The 20,884-nt window shown below is 65.1% G+C and carries 21 protein-coding genes; 12 read left to right on the forward strand and 9 right to left on the reverse strand.

All coding sequences use genetic code 11. The features are described 5' to 3' along the window. The gene (locus tag ASF77_RS00200) at window positions 1–1,686 is read right to left on the reverse strand and encodes an AMP-binding protein (RefSeq protein ID WP_056332612.1); all 1,686 of its coding nucleotides are present in this window, start codon (window positions 1,684–1,686) and stop codon (window positions 1–3) included. Window positions 1,687–1,793: 107 nt separating this feature from the next. Here ASF77_RS00200 and ASF77_RS00205 point away from each other — a divergent pair, with 107 nt between their 5' ends. Next, the gene (locus ASF77_RS00205) at window positions 1,794–2,456 is read left to right on the forward strand and encodes a glutathione S-transferase family protein (RefSeq protein WP_200934131.1); all 663 of its coding nucleotides are present in this window, start codon (window positions 1,794–1,796) and stop codon (window positions 2,454–2,456) included. A 4-nt stretch (window positions 2,457–2,460) separates the two neighbouring features. On the opposite strand, the gene ASF77_RS00210 is transcribed toward ASF77_RS00205, so the two are convergent. Genes ASF77_RS00210 through ASF77_RS00225 form a run of 5 tightly spaced genes read right to left on the reverse strand, consistent with a single transcriptional unit; the run spans window position 2,461 to window position 5,098 of the window. Continuing rightward, window positions 2,461–2,850 carry a GFA family protein gene (locus ASF77_RS00210; RefSeq protein ID WP_056332618.1) on the reverse strand — a complete coding sequence of 130 codons (390 nt, stop codon included), beginning with the start codon at window positions 2,848–2,850 and terminating at the stop codon, window positions 2,461–2,463. A gap of 16 nt (window positions 2,851–2,866) precedes the next feature. Next, a complete protein-coding gene (locus ASF77_RS00215; RefSeq protein ID WP_056332621.1) occupies window positions 2,867–3,175 on the reverse strand; it encodes a hypothetical protein in 309 nt (102 codons plus the stop codon). 27 nt (window positions 3,176–3,202) lie between these two features. Next, window positions 3,203–3,373, reverse strand: coding sequence for a hypothetical protein (locus ASF77_RS23920; protein WP_156648687.1), 171 nt, complete (start codon window positions 3,371–3,373; stop codon window positions 3,203–3,205). Between the two features lie 38 nt (window positions 3,374–3,411). Then, window positions 3,412–3,849 carry a DUF86 domain-containing protein gene (locus ASF77_RS00220; RefSeq protein ID WP_056332624.1) on the reverse strand — a complete coding sequence of 146 codons (438 nt, stop codon included), beginning with the start codon at window positions 3,847–3,849 and terminating at the stop codon, window positions 3,412–3,414. A gap of 10 nt (window positions 3,850–3,859) precedes the next feature. Beyond that, entirely contained in the window at window positions 3,860–5,098 is a 1,239-nt protein-coding gene (locus tag ASF77_RS00225) for a putative Na+/H+ antiporter (protein WP_056332628.1), read from the reverse strand. 481 nt (window positions 5,099–5,579) lie between these two features. On the opposite strand from ASF77_RS00225, the gene nhaA reads away from it, so the two are divergent. From nhaA to ASF77_RS00250, 5 genes are all read left to right on the forward strand, one after another. Beyond that, on the forward strand, window positions 5,580–6,797 hold the full coding sequence (gene nhaA, locus ASF77_RS00230) for a Na+/H+ antiporter NhaA (RefSeq protein ID WP_056332631.1): 1,218 nt from the start codon (window positions 5,580–5,582) through the stop codon (window positions 6,795–6,797). A gap of 31 nt (window positions 6,798–6,828) precedes the next feature. Next, window positions 6,829–8,127 (forward strand): TrkH family potassium uptake protein, encoded by a 1,299-nt coding sequence (locus ASF77_RS00235; protein WP_229445159.1) that lies wholly within the window; start codon window positions 6,829–6,831, stop codon window positions 8,125–8,127. Next, window positions 8,120–8,818 carry a TrkA family potassium uptake protein gene (locus tag ASF77_RS00240; RefSeq protein ID WP_056332635.1) on the forward strand — a complete coding sequence of 233 codons (699 nt, stop codon included), beginning with the start codon at window positions 8,120–8,122 and terminating at the stop codon, window positions 8,816–8,818. The genes ASF77_RS00235 and ASF77_RS00240 overlap by 8 nt, the downstream gene beginning before the upstream one ends. 130 nt (window positions 8,819–8,948) lie before the next feature. Then, window positions 8,949–9,656 (forward strand): translesion DNA synthesis-associated protein ImuA, encoded by a 708-nt coding sequence (imuA, locus tag ASF77_RS00245; protein WP_056332639.1) that lies wholly within the window; start codon window positions 8,949–8,951, stop codon window positions 9,654–9,656. After that, complete coding sequence (locus tag ASF77_RS00250) at window positions 9,586–11,067, forward strand: DNA polymerase Y family protein (protein ID WP_082493482.1); 1,482 nt, start codon at window positions 9,586–9,588, stop codon at window positions 11,065–11,067. The genes imuA and ASF77_RS00250 overlap by 71 nt, the downstream gene beginning before the upstream one ends. A gap of 73 nt (window positions 11,068–11,140) precedes the next feature. On the opposite strand, the gene ASF77_RS00255 is transcribed toward ASF77_RS00250, so the two are convergent. Then, a complete protein-coding gene (locus tag ASF77_RS00255) occupies window positions 11,141–12,091 on the reverse strand; it encodes a fasciclin domain-containing protein (protein WP_056332644.1) in 951 nt (316 codons plus the stop codon). 243 nt (window positions 12,092–12,334) lie between these two features. On the opposite strand from ASF77_RS00255, the gene ASF77_RS00260 reads away from it, so the two are divergent. After that, entirely contained in the window at window positions 12,335–13,123 is a 789-nt protein-coding gene (locus ASF77_RS00260; protein WP_056332647.1) for a S9 family peptidase, read from the forward strand. 148 nt (window positions 13,124–13,271) lie between these two features. After that, window positions 13,272–13,811 carry a M23 family metallopeptidase gene (locus tag ASF77_RS00265; protein ID WP_056332650.1) on the forward strand — a complete coding sequence of 180 codons (540 nt, stop codon included), beginning with the start codon at window positions 13,272–13,274 and terminating at the stop codon, window positions 13,809–13,811. Here ASF77_RS00265 and ASF77_RS00270 read toward each other — a convergent pair whose 3' ends face one another. Further along, the gene (locus ASF77_RS00270; protein ID WP_056332653.1) at window positions 13,812–14,159 is read right to left on the reverse strand and encodes a hypothetical protein; all 348 of its coding nucleotides are present in this window, start codon (window positions 14,157–14,159) and stop codon (window positions 13,812–13,814) included. Window positions 14,160–14,303: 144 nt separating this feature from the next. Further along, a complete protein-coding gene (locus ASF77_RS00275; RefSeq protein ID WP_056332654.1) occupies window positions 14,304–16,217 on the reverse strand; it encodes a M61 family metallopeptidase in 1,914 nt (637 codons plus the stop codon). A gap of 217 nt (window positions 16,218–16,434) precedes the next feature. Between ASF77_RS00275 and ASF77_RS00280 the strand changes: the two genes are divergently transcribed. The 4 genes from ASF77_RS00280 (at window position 16,435) to ASF77_RS00295 (ending at window position 20,815) form a co-directional block, all read left to right on the forward strand. Beyond that, a complete protein-coding gene (locus ASF77_RS00280; RefSeq protein WP_056332657.1) occupies window positions 16,435–16,899 on the forward strand; it encodes an Hsp20 family protein in 465 nt (154 codons plus the stop codon). Between the two features lie 354 nt (window positions 16,900–17,253). Continuing rightward, window positions 17,254–18,786 carry a Do family serine endopeptidase gene (locus ASF77_RS00285; protein ID WP_056332659.1) on the forward strand — a complete coding sequence of 511 codons (1,533 nt, stop codon included), beginning with the start codon at window positions 17,254–17,256 and terminating at the stop codon, window positions 18,784–18,786. A gap of 47 nt (window positions 18,787–18,833) precedes the next feature. Then, on the forward strand, window positions 18,834–19,496 hold the full coding sequence (locus tag ASF77_RS00290) for a response regulator transcription factor (RefSeq protein WP_056336111.1): 663 nt from the start codon (window positions 18,834–18,836) through the stop codon (window positions 19,494–19,496). After that, on the forward strand, window positions 19,493–20,815 hold the full coding sequence (locus tag ASF77_RS00295; RefSeq protein WP_056332662.1) for an ATP-binding protein: 1,323 nt from the start codon (window positions 19,493–19,495) through the stop codon (window positions 20,813–20,815). The genes ASF77_RS00290 and ASF77_RS00295 overlap by 4 nt, the downstream gene beginning before the upstream one ends. Window positions 20,816–20,884: the final 69 nt, after the last annotated feature.

The raw sequence follows: 20,884 nt of genomic DNA on the forward strand, positions 1-20,884 counted from the left end.
CTAAGGCGTCAGGCCCAAACCGAGCTCCGTCGTCACCTGCTGGCGCAGCAGGTATTTCTGGATCTTCCCCGTCACCGTCATCGGGAAGCTGGTCACGAAGCGGACATGGCGCGGGATCTTGTAGTGCGCGATCTGCCCTTTGCAAAACTCGCGGATCTCGTCCTCGCTCGCTTCCATGCCCGGACGCAGGACGATGCAGGCGCACAGCTCTTCGCCGTATTTCGCATCGGGCACGCCGACGCACTGGACGTCGAGGATCTTCGGGTGGCGGTACAAAAATTCCTCGATCTCGCGCGGATAGATGTTTTCGCCGCCGCGGATCACCATGTCCTTGGCGCGGCCGACGATGGTGGCGAAACCGGCGTCGTCGATCACGGCCAGGTCGCCGGTATGCATCCAGCGCGCCGCGTCGATGGTCTCGCGCGTCTTTTCCTCGTCGCCCCAGTAGCCGAGCATCACCGAATAGCCGCGCGTGAGCAGTTCGCCCTTCACGCCGCGCGGCACGATCCTGCCGTCGGCGTCGACGATTTTCACTTCGAGATGCGGATGGACGCGGCCGATGGTCGAGACGCGCAGGTGCACGGGGTCGTCGACCGAACTCTGGAAGCTGACCGGGGAAGTCTCCGTCATGCCGTAGGCGATCGTGATTTCGCCCAGGTGCATTTTCTCGATCACGCGGCCCATGACTTCGGCCGGGCAGGGCGAGCCGGCCATGATGCCGGTGCGTAGCGTCGACAGATCGTACTGCGCGAAGTCGGGATGGTCGAGCAGGGTGATGAACATGGTCGGCACGCCGTGCAGGCCGGTGCAGCGTTCGGCCTGCACGGTTTCCAGCACCGACTTCGGTTCGAAACTCTCGCCCGGGAAGACCATCGTGGCGCCGTGGGTGACGCAGGCGAGGTTCCCCAGCACCATGCCGAAGCAGTGATACAGCGGCACCGGGATGCAGAGCCGGTCATGGCTGGACAGCTTCATCGCTTCGCCCACGAAGAAGCCGTTGTTCAGGATGTTGTGGTGGGTGAGCGTCGCGCCTTTCGGGGCGCCCGTGGTGCCCGAGGTGAACTGGATGTTCACCGGATCGTCGAACTGCAGGGACGCTTCGAGCTCGGCCAGCTGCGTCAGGCGCGGGTCGCCTTCCGGCACCGGCAGCACATCGAAATTGTGCATGCCCGGGCTCGTGTCCGCGCCGAGCCGGATCACGTGGCGCAGCTGCGGCAGGCGCGCCGACTGCAGCCGGCCGGGGGCGCTCGACCGCAGTTCCGGCACCACGTCATTGACGATGGCGAGGTAGTCGCTCGATTTGAAGGCGGGCGCCAGGATCAGGGCGGCGCAGCCCACTTTCTCGAGCACGTATTCGAGCTCGGAGCGGCGGTAGGCCGGATTGATGTTCACCATGATCAGGCCGGCGCGCGCGGTAGCGAACTGCACCAGCACCCACTCCGCGCAGTTCTGCGACCAGATGCCGACGCGGTCGCCCGGACGCAGTCCCAGCGCCAGCAGGCCGGCCGCCAGGCGGCTCACGCGCGTATCGAATTCGCGGTAGTTCCAGCGCACGTTCTGGTGCGGCACGACCAGCGCTTCGTTGTCGCCGTGCGTGGCGGCGATGCGCGCCAAAAACGGGCCGATCGTCTCGCCGATCAGGGGCAGCTCATGTGCGCCATGTACATAGCTCGGGCTTGCGTGCATGTGGTCTCCATCCGCTTGTTATGATCAGGTGCTATTTATACTGAAATCCCGCCACCCCTGCGCGCCGTTTCGTGCGCGCCCGGCTTTGTAAGGACGCTGTCTTGACGATCACCCTCTACCATTGCATGAGCGCGCGCTCCTTCCGCCCCTTGTGGATGCTGGAAGAACTGGGCCTGCCCTACGAACTGAAGATGCTGCCCTTCCCGCCGCGCGCCTTCGACAAGGCCTACCTGGCCATCAATCCCCTGGGCACGGTGCCGGCACTGGCCGACGGCGAGCTACGCATGACGGAATCGGCGGCGATCTGCCAGTACCTCGCCACCGGTTCGGGCATGGAGATCCGGCCCGGCGAGCAGGACTACGCCGCCTACCTGAACTTCCTGCACTTCGGCGAAGCGACGCTGACCTTCCCGCAGACGCTGGTGCTGCGCTATACGCATTTCGAAGCGCCGGAGCGGCGCGCGCCGCAGGTGGCCGAGGATTATGCGAAGTGGTTCCTGGCGCGCTTGCGCACGCTCGAACCACGCCTGGAGCAGCACGATTTTCTCGCCGCGAACCGCTTCACGGCGGCCGACGTCTCGGTCGGCTACGCGCTGCTGCTGGCCGAGCACCTGGGTTTGAGCGCGCGCTTCACGCCGGCGGTGGCGGCGTATTGGGAACGCCTGCGCCAGCGCGACGGTTTTCGACGCGCACTGGCGGCGCAGGAAGCCGCCGCATTGGCGCAAGGCGTGTCGGCCGAGCACGCGCCAGATATCCGGCCCTTCGGCTAGGCGCTCATTCGGAACGGTCGGGTGCCTCACGGTTGTGGATATAGCTGTGCGCCAGTGGGAACGGCGGCAGCCAGGATTCGCGCCGCGCCGTCCAGTTTTCGTAGGTGGGCGTGAACCGGTTCGGAGCATCCAGGGCGCCGAGGTGGAGTTCGATCTCGTCGCCGCTGCGCGCGAATACGGAGGAGCCACACTCCGGACAGAAGTGGCGTCCGGCATAAGCGCGGGTGGCGCCGCTGACCGTCACCGCCTGCTGTGGAAAAATCGCGGCCGCGTAGAACAGCGCGCCATGGTGCTTGCGGCAGTCGAGGCAGTGGCAGATGCCGACCCGGTAGGGACGTCCCGTCGCCTGGAAGCGCACCTTGCCGCACAGGCAGCCGCCAGTCACTTCGTCCATGCCGGATCTCCTCGGGTCAAGTTGCGGGAAACGTGTTCAGACGATGGACGCCGGCCGCGATCCAGACCACGGCGGCCAGGATCGAGAGCGGGGTCAGGAACAGCAGCGGCACGCCCAGTTCCGGACGCAGCGCGGCGATCGGGACGCAGAGCGCGTGTATGGCGACGGGCAGCAGCAGGCGCCGCGCGGCGTAGCGGTTGATGCGCGGCGTGGCTTGCGGGGAGCCGTAATCCACGAAATTGAGCAACTGGCGGTAGGGAAAGAAGTAGAGCACGAGCGCGATGCCGGACAGCAGCCCGGTCATGAGCAGAAAGATGTCCGACATGACGCGTTTCCTATGGATCGATGGTATTCAGGTATTCATTTCCGCGTAGGCGACGCCCAGCTCGCGCTCGACTGCGGACTGCAACATGACCGCGTGCGACTTCAGGAAATGAAAGACGTATTCCAGGCTCTCGCCGTCGTGATCGTGCTCCGGCATGGGATTGGGATCGTAGCGCGCGGCGGCGGCGAGCGCGCGCACCTCGTCTTCGGTGTGGCGATAAACCCAGCCATCGGGTGTCAGTCCGCCTGTGGCGACGGCGGCAGCGTCGCCGCCCCGGCCAGCAGCGCCTGGCTGTAGGCGCCGAAATCATCGAGCCCGCGCTTGATGATGGTGACCAGGGCCGGCAGCGGCGCGGCCTGGTGATCCCATTCGGCGCGGCAGAATTCGCCGGTGCGTTTCAGGTCTTCGGCCAGGGTGGCGTCGATCCAGCCGTTGTCGGCCAGGATGCTGATGACCTCGCGCTCGTTGAAGGGCTCGCCCAGGTCGGCCATGGCGATCACGTAATCGCCCATCTCGACCGCCGCTTCCCAGGCGCGGATCACGTTCAGGGTCGCCGCGTCCTGGCGCGTGAGGTCGCCCACGAAAGTCGTCGGATCCTTCTCGTATTCTTCGCGGGCGCGGCGGCAGCAGCGTTCGATGATGCCGGTCTTGCCGACCAATACGGTGTCGTCCATGCTCACTCCTCTAGATCAGAAACAGGATTGCGGCGACGATGGTCGGGCCCAGGGCGCCGCCCAGCAGGCCCAGGGCGCCGATCGATTCGTCGTTGAAGCCATTGCGCAGCAGGGCGGCGCCGGCGGGATTCGGGGCGTTGGCAATCACGGTCAGGCCGCCGCCGGCGACCGCGCCCGCCACCAGCATGTACTTGGCGTGCTCGGACAAGCCCGTGATCAGCGAACCGAGATAGGTCAGTGCCGCATTGTCGGTGATCGCGGTCAGGCCCAGCGCACCGAAGAACAGGGCGGTGGGGCTGAGGCTGGAAATGATCGGCTGCAGCCACCATTGCTGCATCCCGCCCAGCACCACGAGGCCGGCCAGGAAGAAGCCGACCAATAAACCTTCTTTCAGGATCAGGGGATCCTGGTGGCGTCCGTAAGCCTGGGTAAAGCCGAGGAAGAGCAGGAACAGGCCGAGGAAGAGCACCGGGTGGTGCGCCAGCAGCACGACGGCCGCCAGGAAGGCGAGGTGGATGACCGACACTTTCAGGGGCACCGGCGTGCGTTCCTCGGCGGCGGCCGGCGCCAGGTGCTTGCGCAGCAGCAGGGTGACGACGCTGGCGTTGATCAGCACAGCCAGGGCGGCGCGCCAGCCGAAGTGAGTCAGCATGTAGGCGCTGTCCCAGCCCCAGGTGGACGCCACCATCAGCACCGGCGGCGCGGCATAGGAGGTGAGGGTGCCGCCGATCGAGACGTTCACGAACAGCACGCCGAGCGCGCCGTATTTCAGCGCTTCCGGAATGCCGGGGCGGAACACCTGAGGCGCGAGCATCAGCGCGGCCAGGGTCATCGCCGCCGGCTCCGTGATCAGCGAGCCGGACAAGGGCACCAGGGCCAGCCCCAGCCAGGCCAGTGCGACTTCGGTGCGCACGGGCACCAGCCTGGCCACCGTGCCCAGCAGGACGCGCACGGCGTCCAGGATCGGGCGCGAGGCCGCGATCACCATCACCACGAACACGAACAGCGGCTCGGTGAACTGGCGCGATTCGGCATAGTCGACGGCCGCGCCCGGCCCGGCGACGAAGGCCATCGTCACGATCAGGACGAAGGCCCAGAAACCGAACACGACCTCGACTTCGCCGAGCAGGTGGAACAGGCCTTCATGGCGCGGGTGGCGGTCGGCCAGGATCTCGAAACCCTTGGCGGCGAAGGTGTGGAGGAGGGCGCAGGCGAAGAGGGCGGCGCCGACCAATTGTATTGTGGTCATGGGCGCGATCCGGTGCGGAAGAGGGAAGCGGGCATTGTCAGGCAAATAATGAATGAAGCGCCATTATTTCACCTTTTGATGCGGGCCGGACGCGATCCTGTGGTTTCTCGACGGACAAGTGAATCGTTGGCGTTCTGCCGAGCGAGGTATAATTTTGCCAGGGTGATCGCATCGTACAGGTGCGACAGGATGCGCGATGGTCGGGCCGCCACGCGGTTACCGTTACGTCCATCGCCATGATCATCCGATTCCCTGCCGTTTTGCCGCTACCGGCAATCTTCCCGCCCTCTCATTTTCATACCCGTCGTGGCGACATCGCCGCGCATGCCGGATCGGCGCTGGCAATCGATTCCTCCTGAGAGGCGGCAAGCGTGTCCACGACACGTATTTCTTCCCTAGCAGACAAAAGCCTTCGCGCCGCGTATGGGCTTTCCACAAATCCAATCCGATCCGCCATACAGGTCGGCCACGGAGTAAAAAATTGCGCATCGAAAAGCGACTTTCACAATCATTCAAGCAATTCACCGAGTCGGGCAAGGCGGGCGGCATCGTGCTCATCGTCTGCACGCTCATCTCGCTGCTGGTCGCCAATTCGCCCCTGGGGGAGGGTTATCTCGGTTTCTGGCGCCAGTACGTGGCCGGCCTGTCCATCGAGCATTGGGTCAACGACGCGCTGATGGCCATCTTCTTCCTGCTGATCGGGCTGGAGCTCGAGCGCGAACTGCAGAACGGCGAACTGTCGGACGTGAGAAACGCCATGCTGCCGATCCTGGCCGCTGCCGGCGGTATTGCCGTGCCCGCGCTGATCCACTTCCTGCTCAATGGGGGAACGCCGACCCAGGCCGGCATTGGTATTCCGATGGCGACCGACATCGCGTTTGCGCTCGGTGTGCTGGCCTTGCTCGGAAGCAGGGTGCCGGCATCGCTGAAGATTTTCCTGACGGCGCTGGCCGTGATGGACGACCTCGGTGCGATCGTTGTCATCGCCGTGTTCTATACGGCCGAATTGTCGTTCCTGTATCTCATGGGCGCCCTTGCGGTCTTTGCGGCGCTGCTGGCCATGAACCGCATACTGCGCGTGATGGCGCTGTGGCCTTATCTGCTGGGCGGCGCGCTGATGTGGTTCCTGATGCTCAAGTCGGGCGTGCACGCCACGATCGCCGGCGTGCTGCTGGCCTTCACGATCCCGTATTCGAGCATCGAGGACGATGCCACGTCGCCCTCGCACCGGCTCGAACACATGCTGCACAAGCCGGTCGCCTTCCTGATCCTGCCGGTGTTTGCCCTGGCCAATACGGGAATCGTGATCGGCACGGGCTGGGCCGGAGAGTTGATGTCGGCGAACAGCCTCGGTATCCTGCTGGGGCTGGTCGTAGGCAAGCCGGTCGGCATCTTCCTGTTCAGCTTTGGCGCCGTCCTGCTCGGTATCTGCCGCCTGCCGCTCGACCTTGCTTGGCGCCATGTGCTTGGCGCCGGCCTGCTTGGCGGCATCGGGTTTACCATGTCCATCTTCATCACCAACCTGGCCTACACAGGCCAGGCGGAGGTGATCAATGCATCGAAGATGGCGATTCTCCTGGGATCGCTGGTTGCGGGAATCATCGGTTTTACCTGGCTCAAATTCCTCGGTACACCGCTGGCCTCGGATCCGGATACCGATACGATGGACTTCGACGATACCCCGCTGCGCGGCCGCTGACATGAATGCGATTCTCCATCCCGCCAGGGCGGTGACCCTGGCCTTCCTGGCGGTGATCATGATCGGCACGCTGCTCCTGATGCTGCCGATGGCGCGTGCGGGCGGGAGCAATGCGCCCCTGATGGTGGCCTTCTTCACCTCGGTGTCGGCGGTGTGCGTCACCGGCATGGTGACGGTCGATACGGGTACCTACTGGTCGACCTTCGGCCAGGCGACCATCATGGGGCTGTTTCAACTGGGCGGCTTCGGCATGATGACGGCGGCGACCCTGCTCGGATTGATGGTGAACCGCTCGCCGGGCCTGCGTACGCGCCTGCTGACGCAGACCGAAACGCGTTCGCTCGCGCTGGGCGATGTACGCAGCGTGGCGAAAGTGGTGTTGGCAATGACCTTGCTGTGCCAGTGCATCATCGCGCTGGCACTCATGTTGAGGTTGCGCCTCGGGCATGGCCTCGACTGGCGTGAAGCGGCATGGTCGGGACTGTTCCATGCGGTTTCCGCATTCAACAACGCCGGGTTTTCGATCCATGCCGACAGCCTGATGCGCTACGCCGGAGATGCATTCATTCTGCTTCCCATCCTGATGGGCTTCATTCTCGGCGGTATTGGCTTCCCGGTATTGCATGACTTGCGCCAGCGGCTGAACGATCCGCGCCACTGGTCGCTGCACACCAAGCTCACGCTGGTGGGCACGCTGGTTTTGCTGCTGGGCGGTTTCTGTGCGGTGCTGCTGTTCGAATGGGACAACGCAGGGACGCTGGGCCCCATGGGCGTGGGCGAGAAACTGCTCAACAGTTTCTTCATATCGGCCGCGGCCCGTACTTCGGGCTTCAACACGATCGACATTGCCGCCTTGACGCAGGAAACCTGGGCCTTGCATTACCTGCTCATGTTCATCGGCGGCGGCAGCGCCAGCACCGCCGGCGGCGTCAAGGTGGCGACGGTCGCCGTCCTGTTCCTGCTCGTGCTGGCCGAAGCAAAAGGGCACAGCGACACCGAAGCGTTCGGACGGCGCGTGGGGGCATCAGCGCAGCGGCAGGCAATCACGGTGCTCGTCATTGCCAGCGTGCTGGTGGTGCTCGGTACCCTGGCCTTGCTGCGCATGACCGATTTTCCGACCGATCGGATCATCTTCGAGGTCATCGCCGCCTTCAGTACCGCCGGCCTGTCGACTGGCATCACCGCCCAATTGCCGGTGGCCGGCCAGCTGGTGCTGTTGCTGTTAATGTTTTTTGGCAGGGTAGGAACCATTACGCTGGCCACCTCGCTGGTCATGGGCGAGCGGCGCATGCCTTACCGTTTTCCGGAGGAGCATCCAATTGTTGGGTAGAATTTTCACAGAGCAGTTCGCGTTTTCGAGCAGCGACAGCGTGGTCGTGATCGGCCTGGGGCGCTTCGGCGGCGCTGTCGCCCAGTCGCTGGTGCGCCTTGGTCACGACGTCATGGGGATCGACCGCAAGGAAGACCTCGTACAGGTATGGGGCGATCGCCTGACCCATGCGGTGCAAGCCGATTCGACCAACGAGAACGTGATGCTGCAGCTCGGCGTTGCCGACTTCTCGCATGCGATTGTCGCCATCGGGTCGGATCTGGCTGCCAGCCTGATGACGCTGATGGTGCTGACCGAGCTGGGAATCAAGGATATCTGGGTCAAGGCCATGTCGCCCGAGCATGGACAAATCGCCCAGCGCATTGGCGCCCACCACATCATCTACCCCGAAGCGCACATGGGCGAACGCGTGGCCCACCTGATCACGGGACGGATGATCGATTTCATCGAATTCGAAGATGGATTCGCGATCGCAAAGATCCATGCGCCGGCCGAGACCCATGACAAAACCCTGGCCGAAGCCCATGTGCGTTCGCGTTTCGGCGTGACGATCGTCGGCGTCAAGCGTGCCAACCAGGATTTCCAGCATGCATTGCCCGAGACCCGCATCCGTCCCGCGGATCTGCTCATCGTTTCAGGGCCGACCAGGAAGATCGAGGAGTTCGCAGCAGGGAAGCGCAAGGACAGATAGGGAAGAAGTCGGATGTGTCCGATAACAAGCACAAGGTTAAATCCTACGTTTTCAAGCTATACACATCTTGCCAAAACATGAATGAGCTAGTACTGTATATCCATCCAGTACTTTTGCGTTACCCTCAATCATGTCTTGTTCACAATACACTGCCGCGCCGGAAGATTTGCACCCTTCCTTGTGGCGTGCCTCGCAGCTGGCGCATGCGAATACGCGCTGTGTCGATACCGGCCATCCGGCCTTGTCGAAGCAGTTGCCGGGCGGCGGCTGGCCCACCGGCACCCTGATCGACCTGCTGCTGCAGCAGCCCGGCATCGGCGAGATGCGCCTGCTGCGCCCGGCGCTGGCAGCGGCGGCCTCGCGCCGCATCGTGCTGCTGCAGCCGCCCCATCCGCCGCAGGCACTGGCCCTGGCCGCGCTCGGCGTGCCGCCCTCGCAACTGATCTGGCTGCGCAGCACGCGCGGGGCCGACGCGCTGTGGGCCGCCGAGCAGGTGCTGCGCAGCGGCAGTTGCGGGGCGCTCTTGTTCTGGGCCAACCATGCGCGCGGCGAAAGCCTGCGCCGCCTGCACCTGGCGGCCCAATGCGGCGAAACCCTGTTCTTCATGATGCGCCCGCTGGCCAGCGCCCAGGATTCCTCGCCGGCGCCGCTGCGCTTGTCGCTGCGGCCCGCCGCGGGCGGACTCGACATCGGTTTCATCAAACGCCGGGGGCCGCAGCGCGACGCGCCGCTGTTCCTGCCACTCACTCCTTCTCTGCTCCAACGCCATGCGACTGTGGATCGGCCTGTATCTGCCCCGCTTACCGCTCGAGGTCTTCGCCCCGAACTGGTCAACTGACGCCGGGCTCGTCGTCCTTGAGCAGGAGCGGGTGCTGGCGGCCTCGCCCCTGGCGCGCGCCGCCGGCGTCCAGCCCGGCATGCGCCGCGGCGGCGTGCTGATGCTCATGCCCGAGGCGCGCATCGTCGAGCGTTCGCCCGAGCGCGAAGCCGAGGCCCTGCACGCGGTGGCGATGGCGCTGCTGCAGTACACGCCGCAGGTGGCGCAGGCCGAGGAATCGACGATCCTGATCGACATCGGCGCCAGCCTGCGCCTGTTCGGCGGCATCCGTGCCCTGTGCCGGCGCGTGCGCGCCAGCCTGCGCGCGCTCGGCTTTTCAGGCCAGCTCAGCTGCGCGCCGACCGCGCGCGGCGCCTGGCTGCTGGCACGCCGCCGCGCCGGACGCGTGCTCACCATCGAATCGCTCACGCGCCGCCTCGACCGCCTGCCGAGCACGCTGCCGCCGCCGGCGCGCGCCTACGCCAACTGGTTCGAAGGCATCGGCTGCTTCGACATCGGCGCCATGCGGCGCCTGCCGCGCCCAGGCCTGCAGCGCCGCTGCGGCCGCGCGCTGCTCGACATGCTGGACGCCGCCTACGGCATGGCGCCCGAGCTGTTCGAATGGATCGAGGCGCCGACAAGTTTTCAGGCCAAGATCGAACTCTTCGACCGCATCGAAAACGCCGAGGAGTGCCTGCAGGGCGCCCAGCGCCTGGTGCAGCAACTGACCGGCTGGCTTTGCGCGCACCAGCTCGCCGTCGAACGCATCACCCTGCTGCTCGACCACGAGCGCGGCCGCGTGGCGCGCCCGCCCACGGCGGTCGACATCGCGCTGGGCGAACCGACCTGGCGCGACGAGCACCTGGTGCGTTTGCTGCGCGAGCGCCTGGCGAAAACCGTGCTCGACGCTCCCGTGATTGCCCTTGCGCTGGAAGCCGCCCAACTGCAGCCGATGGCGCCGCCAAGCGAATCGCTGTTCCCGGAGCCCGGCGGCAGCGAAGAAGACCGTGTGCGCATGCTGGAACTGCTGGTGGCCCGCCTTGGCCCCGACAACGTTTTACAGGCGCTGCCGCAAGCCGACTACCGGCCCGAGGTAGCCAACGCCTGGGTGCCGGTGCAGCAAAAGGTGCGCGAATCGGTGCGTTCCGCACAGATGCCGGCCGACGTGCAAAGCCTGCCGCGGCCGACCTGGATCCTGGCGAAACCGATCGCACTGCTGATGCGCAACCACCGGCCCTTCTATGGCTCGCCTTTGAAGATGGCGTCGACGCCGGAACGGATCGAAGCAGGCTGGTGGACAGAACCGCAGACGCGCGATTATTTCATTGCGGAGGGGCAGGATCACACCTTGTACTGGGTGTACCGGGAGCGCATCGTGGGGGCGGGGGAGGATGCGGATCCGCGGTGGTATCTGCATGGGTTGTTTGGGTAAGGCGATGCCTTGCAGGCGCGCCAATGCAGATCGATACCAGGTATCGACCTGCATTGGCGACATGTCCGACGGCTTACAGCGCAGGAATCAGTACCTTGTCGATCACGTGAATGACGCCATTGCTGGCCCTGACGTCGACCGCGACAATCTTGGCCTGGGTCGCGGTGGTGTCGGTGATGAGGGGCGGTGTTCCCGCCGTGATCCTGATCGCTTGCCCGGCGACCGTTGCGATCGGCGTGTCGAAGGGTATCTGGTTCGACAGCACCTGGCCGCTCACGACGTGGTAGGTGAGCACCGTGCGCAGCTGGGGCACCGTCAGATTTTGTGGGGCCGCGGCGAATGCCGGGTTGGTCGGCGCAAATACCGTGAACGGGCCGGCGCCGCTCAAGGTGGATTGCAGGTCGGCCGTGGCGACCGCGCTGACGAGCGAGCTGAAGAGCGGATTGACCCGGGCCATCTGCACGATGTTGAGCACGCCTGGCGGAATCAGTACCTTGTCCACCACATGGATCACACCATTACTGGCCATGACATTCGGCGTGGTGACCGTGGCGACCGTCAAGGCGGCGTCCGTGATCCTGACGCCATTGCTGCTGTCCAGACGCAGCATGGCCGGCATGCTCGCATAGGTATAGGCGGTCGCTTGCGTCGCTCCGCCCGCGGCCAGGTCGGCCGCCAGTTTTTTCGTGCCCAGCACGTGATAGCTGAGGATGCTCTGCAGGGCAGGCGCGGGCAGGGCGTCGACCATGGCGGTGGCGTTGGCGAATCCCAGCCTTCCAGCCAGATCGGCGAAGGCCTGGTCGGTCGGCGCAAAGACGGTCAACTGGGCATTGGCGTCGGTCAGGGTGCCGCCGATGCCCGCCTTGGTAACGGCTGCCAGCAAGGCATTGAAGCCTTGTGCTTTCGCTACCTCGGCAATGTTGGCCTGGCCGGCAGCGTCGTCGTCGTCCCCACCGCAGCCGGCCAGCGTCGTTGCAAGCGCCAGAATGGCCAGGCCGAACTTCATGAAATGTCGCACTTTCATTCGTTTCTCCCATATCGGTAAGTGATGATGTGGTCGGAGAGCGTCGCTCCTTGTCCTGCAATATAGTTCGAACCGGTGCAAAAATAGGGCAAGCACGCCACAAAAATCGGTTCAATACAGGGACAAGAGGGACGGAGAGTAATTTTTCCTGAGACAGTTTCGAGCAACGAAAAGGCCAGGCAGGATCTTGCACGGAAGCGCGATTCGTTGCAGAGTGCTGCATTCATCAAACAGGAGGGGCGCATGCTCACCGAACGCGTCGACTTTCAAGGGCCGCACGGCAAACTGGCCGCCAAGCTAGATCTGCCGGACGGCATCCCGCGCGCCTATGGCGTCTTCGCCCATTGCTTCACCTGCAGCAAGGACGTGCTGGCGGCAAACCGGATTTCGCAGGGACTGGCGGCGCACGGCATCGGCATGCTGCGCTTCGATTTCGCCGGACTCGGCGCCAGCGCCGGCGATTTTGGCGACACCAATTTTTCGTCGAACGTGGAAGACCTGGTGGCGGCCGCGGCTTTTCTGCGCGACAAATTCGCCGCGCCGCGCCTGCTGGTCGGGCACAGCATGGGCGGCACGGCCGTGCTGGCGGCGGCGCACCGGATTCCGGAGTCGAAGGCCGTGGTGACGATCGCCTCGCCGAGCGATCCGCATTACGTCGTCAACGCGCTCCTGTCCGAGCACCTCGACACGATCGCCCAACTGGGCGAGGCGCGCGTGAAACTGGCGGGGCGCGATTTCAATATCCGCCAGCAGTTCGTCGAGGATGCGACGCAGCACCGGCTGGCCGAGCGGATCGCGCAACTGGATCGGGCGCTGCTGGTCATGCATGCACCAGGCGACGATACGGTGGAGATGGCGAATGCCTTGCGGATCTTCGAGCTGGCGCGCTATCCGAAGAGCTTCGTGTCGCTCGACGGGGTCGATCACCTGGTGACGGGGCGGGAGGATGCGGCGCAGGTGGCGGCGATGATCGCGGCCTGGAGCGGACGGTATATCGATGCGGGCGGCCTCACGCCCGGTCAGTCCCGCTAGCCGGGAGCGCGCGCCGAAAGTCCCCGATTGTTCTGGAAGACGGTGCGGCCTTCATCTATAGTCTAGAGACCGTCTGCACGATCGGCGGTCTTGTTTCTTTCTGTTTCCGCAGTGCCATCCCGTCCACATTCGTTTACGAGAGGTTCCCATGGAAGCCCGCAAGATCCCTGCCGCCGACAGTGTCGTCAAGCCGCTCACCAAATGCGTGCTGCGCTGCGATCCCTACCTGCGCCGTCTTTCCGGCGGGCTGTACGGCTACACGCGTAGCAACGGCAAGCAATTCCATGGCGGCGTCGACCTGTACGCCGAGCCTGGTACCGAGACCTATGCGATGGGGCCGGGCAAGGTGGAATGGATCGAAGTCGACAAAAAGTGGGATTGGGGCAAATGCGTCCTGACCAGGGTGAACCTGCCGCACATGACCTGCTGGGCACTGTACGCGCACCTCTCCGAAGTCTACGTCAAGACAGGTTCACCGTTGGAGGGACGCACGCTGATCGGCCTGACCGGCATTTCAGGCAACGGTGACTCGGCTTATCCGCACCTGCATCTGGAAACCTGGCGGTCGACCGAGGCTGGAAAACGCGGTACCAGGGAAAAGTACCGCTTCAACCCCCTGAGTTTGCTGGGCTTCCTGCCCTACCAGCCCTTCGCGCTCGAGGTTCTCGAACGGCATAACCGCGCGTGATTATTCGTCGAACTCTTCGGCCAGGTTCTTCCACCCCCGGCTCTTCGCAAACGGCGCGAACTCCTCGGGCGCTTCGAGCACCATCAGCTTGCGTTCCTGCAGTCCCGGATCGCTGAGGCCGAAGTCCGGCCCCTTGTAGCCGAGCGCGCGCAGGCGGTCGATGACAGCCTTGATCAGGGCCTTGTCCTGGTGCAGGCCTGGATCGATGGGTGCGGCGAAGTCGACGTACACGTCGATGATCCCGTAGCCCTCGTCGAAAATGCGGATCGCCTTGACGTCGTGGGAACGGCCGGTGCTGTCAACGGCCTTGAACGGGCCGGACAGTTCAATGTCGGTATCGGTAGTCATGGCTACAGCATACCACCGACCCAAGAAGCTTCGAGAAACCGTAGCGAGCGGAAGGAGTGTTTGCCGAGACGCGAAGCTGTACGGAAGTACAGCGAGCATCGCAGGCAAACAATCCGACGCGCAGTAGGTTTATCGATGCTTCTTTTATTTCAGCGCCTTGTAGATCGCTTCCAGGCGATCCGGCGTGCCCGGGATCCGTTCCAGGCGCGGGTAGCGCAGGCCGCCGTGGTAGTCCAGCGCGATCGTGCGCAGGGTGTTGCCTTTCTTGACCAGCAGCTCGATCGGCGCCGTCGTGCCCTTGGCCGCCTTGACGGCCGCCTTCAGCACTTCCGGCTTGAACACCTTGTTGTTCACGGCGACGATGGTCGTGTTGGCGGCCAGGCCGGCGCGGAAGCCGATGCCGTCCCACTGCACGTTGCTCACGCCACCGTCGGCGCGCACGGCGAAGCCCAGCGAGTAGCTGAAGTCGGCCGATTTGCTGCGGTCTTCAGCGGCCTTGATGTAGTCGGTCGGGGTCTCGGTGTAGACCAGCTTCCAGCCGGCGCGCTTCAGGCCGTCGAGCGGGGCGCCCGGACCGTTGCCGTCCAGGCGCGCACGCAGGAAGGGCGCCCAGTCGAATTTCTGTACCTTGTTCAAGGTCGCGACGACGTCCTCGAAGGTGTAGAACTCCGGCAGGTAGCTGCCGTTCTTGATCCCGTAAAACGCCCGTGCGAAATCGTCGAGCGAGCGCTTCTCGCCGGACAGTTCGCGGATCTTGGTGTCGACGTCGAGCCAGATCAGGGCGCCTTCGGAGTAGTAGTCTTCGCCGCGCTGCCAGTTGCTCCAGCCGAGGGCGCGGCGGGCGATGACGATCGGGTCGTTCACCGTGTCCTGCACCGGGCGCCAGGCGCGGCCCTGCACGTTGTCGTAGCGGGCCGCGGTGGAGGCCAGCGCGTCGCGCGCCCCGGCTTGCGAGACCAGGCCGGAACGCGCGCCCAGAATGCTGCCCCAGTACTGGGTCTGGCCTTCGTAGACCCACAGCAGTTCGTTCTGCAGCGGGGTGTTAAAGTTCGGGACGTTCTGGCCGGCCGGGCGGCGGAACTTGCCATTCCACGAGTGGGTGAATTCGTGCGGCAGCAGGTCACGGCCCGCCTCCGAGCGCGCCCAGTCGGTGAAGTAGCCCGGCTTGACGCCGTTCTCGCTCGACTGGTGGTGCTCGCGGCCGATGCCGCCGAATTCGTCCGACAGCGCCAGCAGGAAGTCGTAGTGCTCGTAGTGGTGCGAGCCGAAGAGCTTCAGCGACTGCTGCACCATCGCGCGGTGCGCGGCGATCTGCTCGGGCTTGGCTTCCAGGCTCTCGGCATTGTCGGCCACGACGTTCAGCGAGACGCGCACCTTGGCGCCCGGATCGAGGTCGAACTTTTTAAAATGACGGCCCGCGAACAGGGGCGAATCGATCAGGGTCTCGAGGTCGTGCGCCTTGAACTGGATCTCGTCGCCTGTGCGCTGCGCCGTCTCCAGCGCCGTGCCGTACTGCCAGCCGGCGGGCAGCGTCAGCGACGGCTGCACCGTGATGCGGCGCGCCACATAGCCGGCCGGGTAGAGCGTCACCGACGGCCATTGCAGGCCGAGCATCTCCTCGGTCATGACGATGCGGCCCTGGCCCGGTTCGAGCGGCGAGAGGAACTGGTATTCCGCTTCCAGCGTCGTCACGCCTTCCGGTACGGTGACGTGGAAGGCGAAGACTTCGACCGGGTCGCGCGTCCATGCCACCGGCTTGCCGTTGGCCGTGAACTTCAGGCCGGCCAGCTGCGTCAGCGGGCCGCTCGGGCCGTGGTTCGCCGGCAGCCATTGCGGATACAGGAAGGTCATCGGGCCGGGCTTCACGGGCACCGTCATGCGCATCCGGAAAATCTGCTGCGACAGGTTGGTCGCGTCGACTTTCAGGACGATGGTGCCGGGGTAGGGCTGGTCGACCGGCGCGGGCACGGCGGCCTGCGCCGGGAAGGTCAGCGCGAGGGCGAGGGCGATGCTGGAAGCCGTCTTGGCGGCGAAGGAGAACGTGGCGTGTGCGGTCATCTCGTAGGCAATGTGAAGGACAAAACCGGACGAGTGTAGCACGCAAGAAATTGCACAATAGTATGAAACATCGATACAAATAAAATTTGCAAAGAGGCTTAAAAATCCGTATTTCGTATGCCTTGAAAAGGGCGAGGCGTGGCATTAGATTGGTTCCAACGGATGCTCACGATGAGGTCCGTCAACATATCGCTTAACTTTGACAAGGATATTTATCATGCGTACTTTTGACCTCGCTCCCCTGTATCGTTCCGCCATCGGCTTCGACCGCCTGGCCAGCCTGCTCGAGCAACGCGCCGAATCGCAGCCGAGCTACCCGCCGTACAACGTCGAACTGCTCGCCGAAGACAAGTACCGCATCGTGATGGCCCTCGCAGGCTTCTCGCGCGATGAAGTGGAAATCGTCTCCGAGCGAGACACCCTGCACGTGACCGGCCGCAAGCAGAAGGACGAAACCCAGCGTACCTACCTGCACCGCGGTATCGCCGCCCGCGATTTCGAACAGCGCTTCCAGCTGGCGAACCACGTGAAGGTGACCACCGCTTCGTTCGACAACGGCATGCTGACCATCGACCTGGTGCGCGAAGTGCCTGAAGCACTCAAGCCGCGCAAGATCCAGATTGGCGATGCCAGCGGCACCGTCGACAATGTTCAGCAGATCGAACAGCGTCAGGCGGCCTAAGCTGATCCAGGCAGCCCTCGTGGCATAAGCAGTACAGGCAGTAAGGAAGAGGGCGCCCGAAGTCGGGGTGCCCTTTTTTGCGTCTCGGCGCGGACAGTTTTGTCCAGGGCATGCGTTTCGATTGTGCGGCGTGTGAACGCGGGCATGCCCGCCCTACGTTACGCCACGGCCGCGTGATTTGATCGAGACGGCGGTGCACCGTAGGGTGGGCATGCCCACGCGTTCGCACGCCGCACGGACGCACAGACGAACGCAGCCTACCGATGAGTTTTAAGCACCATCTAAGACACATCGGCGACACTATTCAACATCGATACACCGTTATCGACCAACCCTAAAACCAGGAGCACGTCCATGCAAAACGAAGGTGCAGTTACCGCCATCACCGCAAAACGTCTCACGCTGGCGCTATGCGCGGCGGGCGTTATCGGCGGCGCGGTCGGAGCGATCACAGTCAATCATAACAATGCCGTCGCCCAGAGCGCACCGCTTGCCATGGCGCCTGCGCCGGCGCAGGTAGCAGCGCCTCCGGTCGCCGCCGGCGCACCTACCAGCGCACCCGCTGGCACCGTCACGCTGCCCGACTTCACCCGCATCGCCGCCCAGAACGGCAAGGCGGTCGTGAACATCCGCGTTACCGGCAGCACCAAGACCAGCGCGCGCGGCGGCCCGCAGATGGATCCGAACGATCCTTTCTATGAATTCTTCCGTCGCTTCCAGGGGCCGCAGTACCGCGGCCCGCAACGCGACATTCCGATTTCCGGCGCCGGATCGGGCTTCATCGTAAGCCCGGACGGCGTCATCCTGACAAACGCGCACGTGGTGCAGGGCGCCGACGAAGTCACGGTCAAGCTGGCCGACCGGCGCGAGTTCCGCGCCAAGGTGCTTGGCTCCGATCCGAAGACCGACGTGGCCGTCCTGAAGATCGACGCCAAGAACCTGCCGGTCGCCCCGCTCGGCAATTCGCGCAACCTGCAGGTCGGCGAGTGGGTGCTGGCCATCGGTTCGCCCTTCGGCCTCGAGTCGACCGTGACGGCCGGCGTGGTCAGCGCCACCGGCCGCAACCTGCCGAGCGATACCAACGTGCCCTTCATCCAGACCGACGTCGCCATCAATCCCGGCAACTCGGGCGGCCCACTGTTCAACACCCGTGGCGAAGTGGTCGGCATCAATTCGCAGATCTACAGCCAGACCGGCGGCTACATGGGCATGTCCTTCGCCATCCCGATGGACGTCGCGGTGCGCATCAAGGACCAGATCGTCGCCACCGGCAAGGTGCAGCATGCCAAGCTGGGCGTTTCGATCCAGGAGGTGAACCAGGGCTTCGCCGATTCGTTCAACCTGGACTCGCCGGAAGGCGCGCTGATCGCCAACGTGGAACGCGGCAGCGCCGCCGAACGCGCCGGCCTGAAAGCGGGCGACGTGGTGCGCAAGGTGAACGGCCAGACCATCATCGGGTCGGGCGACCTGCCGGGCATGCTGGCGGTCTCCAAGCCGGGCGACAAGGTCGCGCTCGACGTCTGGCGCGACGGCAAGATCGTGCGCCTGACCGCGACCCTGGCCAACGCCAGCGACAAGAGCGAACCGGCCGAGCGCGAGGAAGTGGCGTCGCTCGACAAGGGCGCCAAGCTGGGCCTGGCCCTGCGTCCGCTCGAGCCGATCGAGCAGCGCCAGAGCGGCATCACCTCCGGTCTCGTGATCGAGGCGGCGGGCGGGCAGGCGATCGCCGCCGGCGTCATGCCGGGCGACGTGCTGCTGTCGGTGAACGGCAAGCCGGTCTCCAGCGTGGCACAGGTGCGCGACATGGTCGGCAAATCCACGAAGTCGGTGGCCTTGCTGATCCAGCGCGGGAATGACAGAATCTTCATTCCGGTGCGGATTGGCTGAAGACGCCTTTTGCCAGCGCGACCGGATCACATGAATCGGGGTAGATGATGCGGTTGTTACTGGTGGAAGACGATACGATGATCGGCGAAGTGGTGCTCGACCTGTTACGGGCCGAGCACTACGCCGTCGATTGGGTCAAGGACGGCGAGATGGCCGACACGGCCCTGATGCAGAACCAGAACTACGACCTGGTGCTGCTCGACCTGGGCCTGCCGCGCAAGGACGGGCTCGACGTGCTGCGCGCCATGCGCACCCGCAAGGATCGCACCCCGGTGCTGGTCGCCACCGCGCGCGACTCGGTCGCCCAGCGCATCGCCGGGCTCGATGCCGGCGCCGACGACTATGTCCTGAAACCCTACGATCTCGACGAGCTGCTGGCGCGCATCCGCGCGTTGCTGCGGCGTGCCGCCGGTCGCGCCGAACCCATCTTCGAATACAAGAACATCTCGATCAACCCCGCCACCCGCGAGACGCTGATCGACGGCGAGCCGGTTTCGCTGTCGGCGCGCGAATGGGCCGTGCTGGAAGCGCTGGTCGCGCGTCCGGGCGCGGTGCTGTCGCGCGCCCAGCTCGAGGAAAAGCTCTACAGCTGGCGCGACGAGGTCTCCAGCAATGCGGTCGAGGTCTACATCCACGGCCTGCGCAAGAAGCTCGGCAGCGACCTGATTCAAAACGTGCGCGGCGTCGGCTACATGGTGCCGAAAGCATGAAGGTCACCCATTCGCTGCGCGGGCGCCTGCTGTGGTTCCTGCTGGCGGCCATCACCCTGGCGGCACTGGCGCAAGCCTCGATCGCCTACCGCACGGCGCTCGACGACGCCGACCAGATCTTCGATTACCACATGCAGCAGATGGCCCTGTCGCTGCGTTCGAGCACGCCGCTGTCGAACACCGAGGCGACCGAACGCCTGGAAAGCGCCCCCGGCAACGACGACCTGGTGGTGCAGATGTGGTCGCCCGACGGCGTGCAGGTATTCCACAGCGTTTCGCGCGCGCGCCTGCCGCAGCGCGCGGTGCTCGGCTTTTCCAACCTGAAGGCGAACGGCACGACTTACCGCGTGTTCTCGATCCAGACCAACAACCAGACCGTGCAGGTCGCGCAGGACCTGGCCGTGCGCCGCAACATGGCCGGTAACCTGGCCCTGCGCACGCTCGGCCCGATCGCGGTCATGATGCCGATCCTGATGGTGGTCGTCTGGTGGGTGGTGAGCGGCTCGCTCGAACCGGTGGCGCGCGTGCGCTCGCAGGTCGCGCGGCGCCAGGCCGACGATTTGTCGCCGGTGTCGGAAGCCGGCCTGCCCGACGAGGTGCGCCCGCTCGTGCACGAGCTGAACCTGCTGTTCGGGCGCGTGCGCACGGCGTTCGACGCCCAGCAGAATTTCGTCGCCGACGCCGCCCACGAGCTGCGCACGCCGCTCGCCGCGCTGCGCCTGCAGGCGCAAAGCCTGGATCGCGCCGCCGATCCGGAAGCGCGGAAAGTGGCCGTCGGCCGCCTGACGGCCGGCATCGACCGCGCCACGCGCCTGGTCGAGCAGTTGCTGGTGCTGGCGCGCCAGGAAGCCTCGGCCGCGAACGGCGTCGCCACCCGCCCGGTCGACCTGGCCGAACTGGCGCGGCGCACGGTCGGCGACCTGGTCGGCCTGGCGCAGGCCAAGGAAGTCGACCTCGGCCTGCAGCACGCCGACGAGGCCAGCGTGAAGGGCCAGCCCGACGCGCTGCACATCCTGCTGCGCAACCTGGTCGAGAACGCGGTGAAATACACGCCGAGCGGCGGCACCGTCGACATCGCGGTGCGCGCCGACAAGGACAAGGTCGAGGTCATCGTCGAGGACAGCGGCCCCGGCATTCCGCCGGAAGAGCGCGAGCGCGTGTTCGACCGCTTCTACCGCGTGGCCGGCAGCGACGCCGCCGGCAGCGGGCTTGGACTCGCCATCATCAAGGCGATCGCCGAGCGGCATGGGGCGACGCTCAGGCTGGACAAGTCGGAGCGGCTGGGCGGGCTGGCGGCCACGGTCAGCTTTCCGCTATAGGGTGGGCGCCCCGTGCCCACGCGAACGCATGCGTCGTGTTGGCGCATCGTTCCGCATGGGCTCGGGGCG

Source organism: Massilia sp. Leaf139 (assembly GCF_001424165.1).
Classification (GTDB): Bacteria; Pseudomonadota; Gammaproteobacteria; order Burkholderiales; family Burkholderiaceae_D; genus Telluria.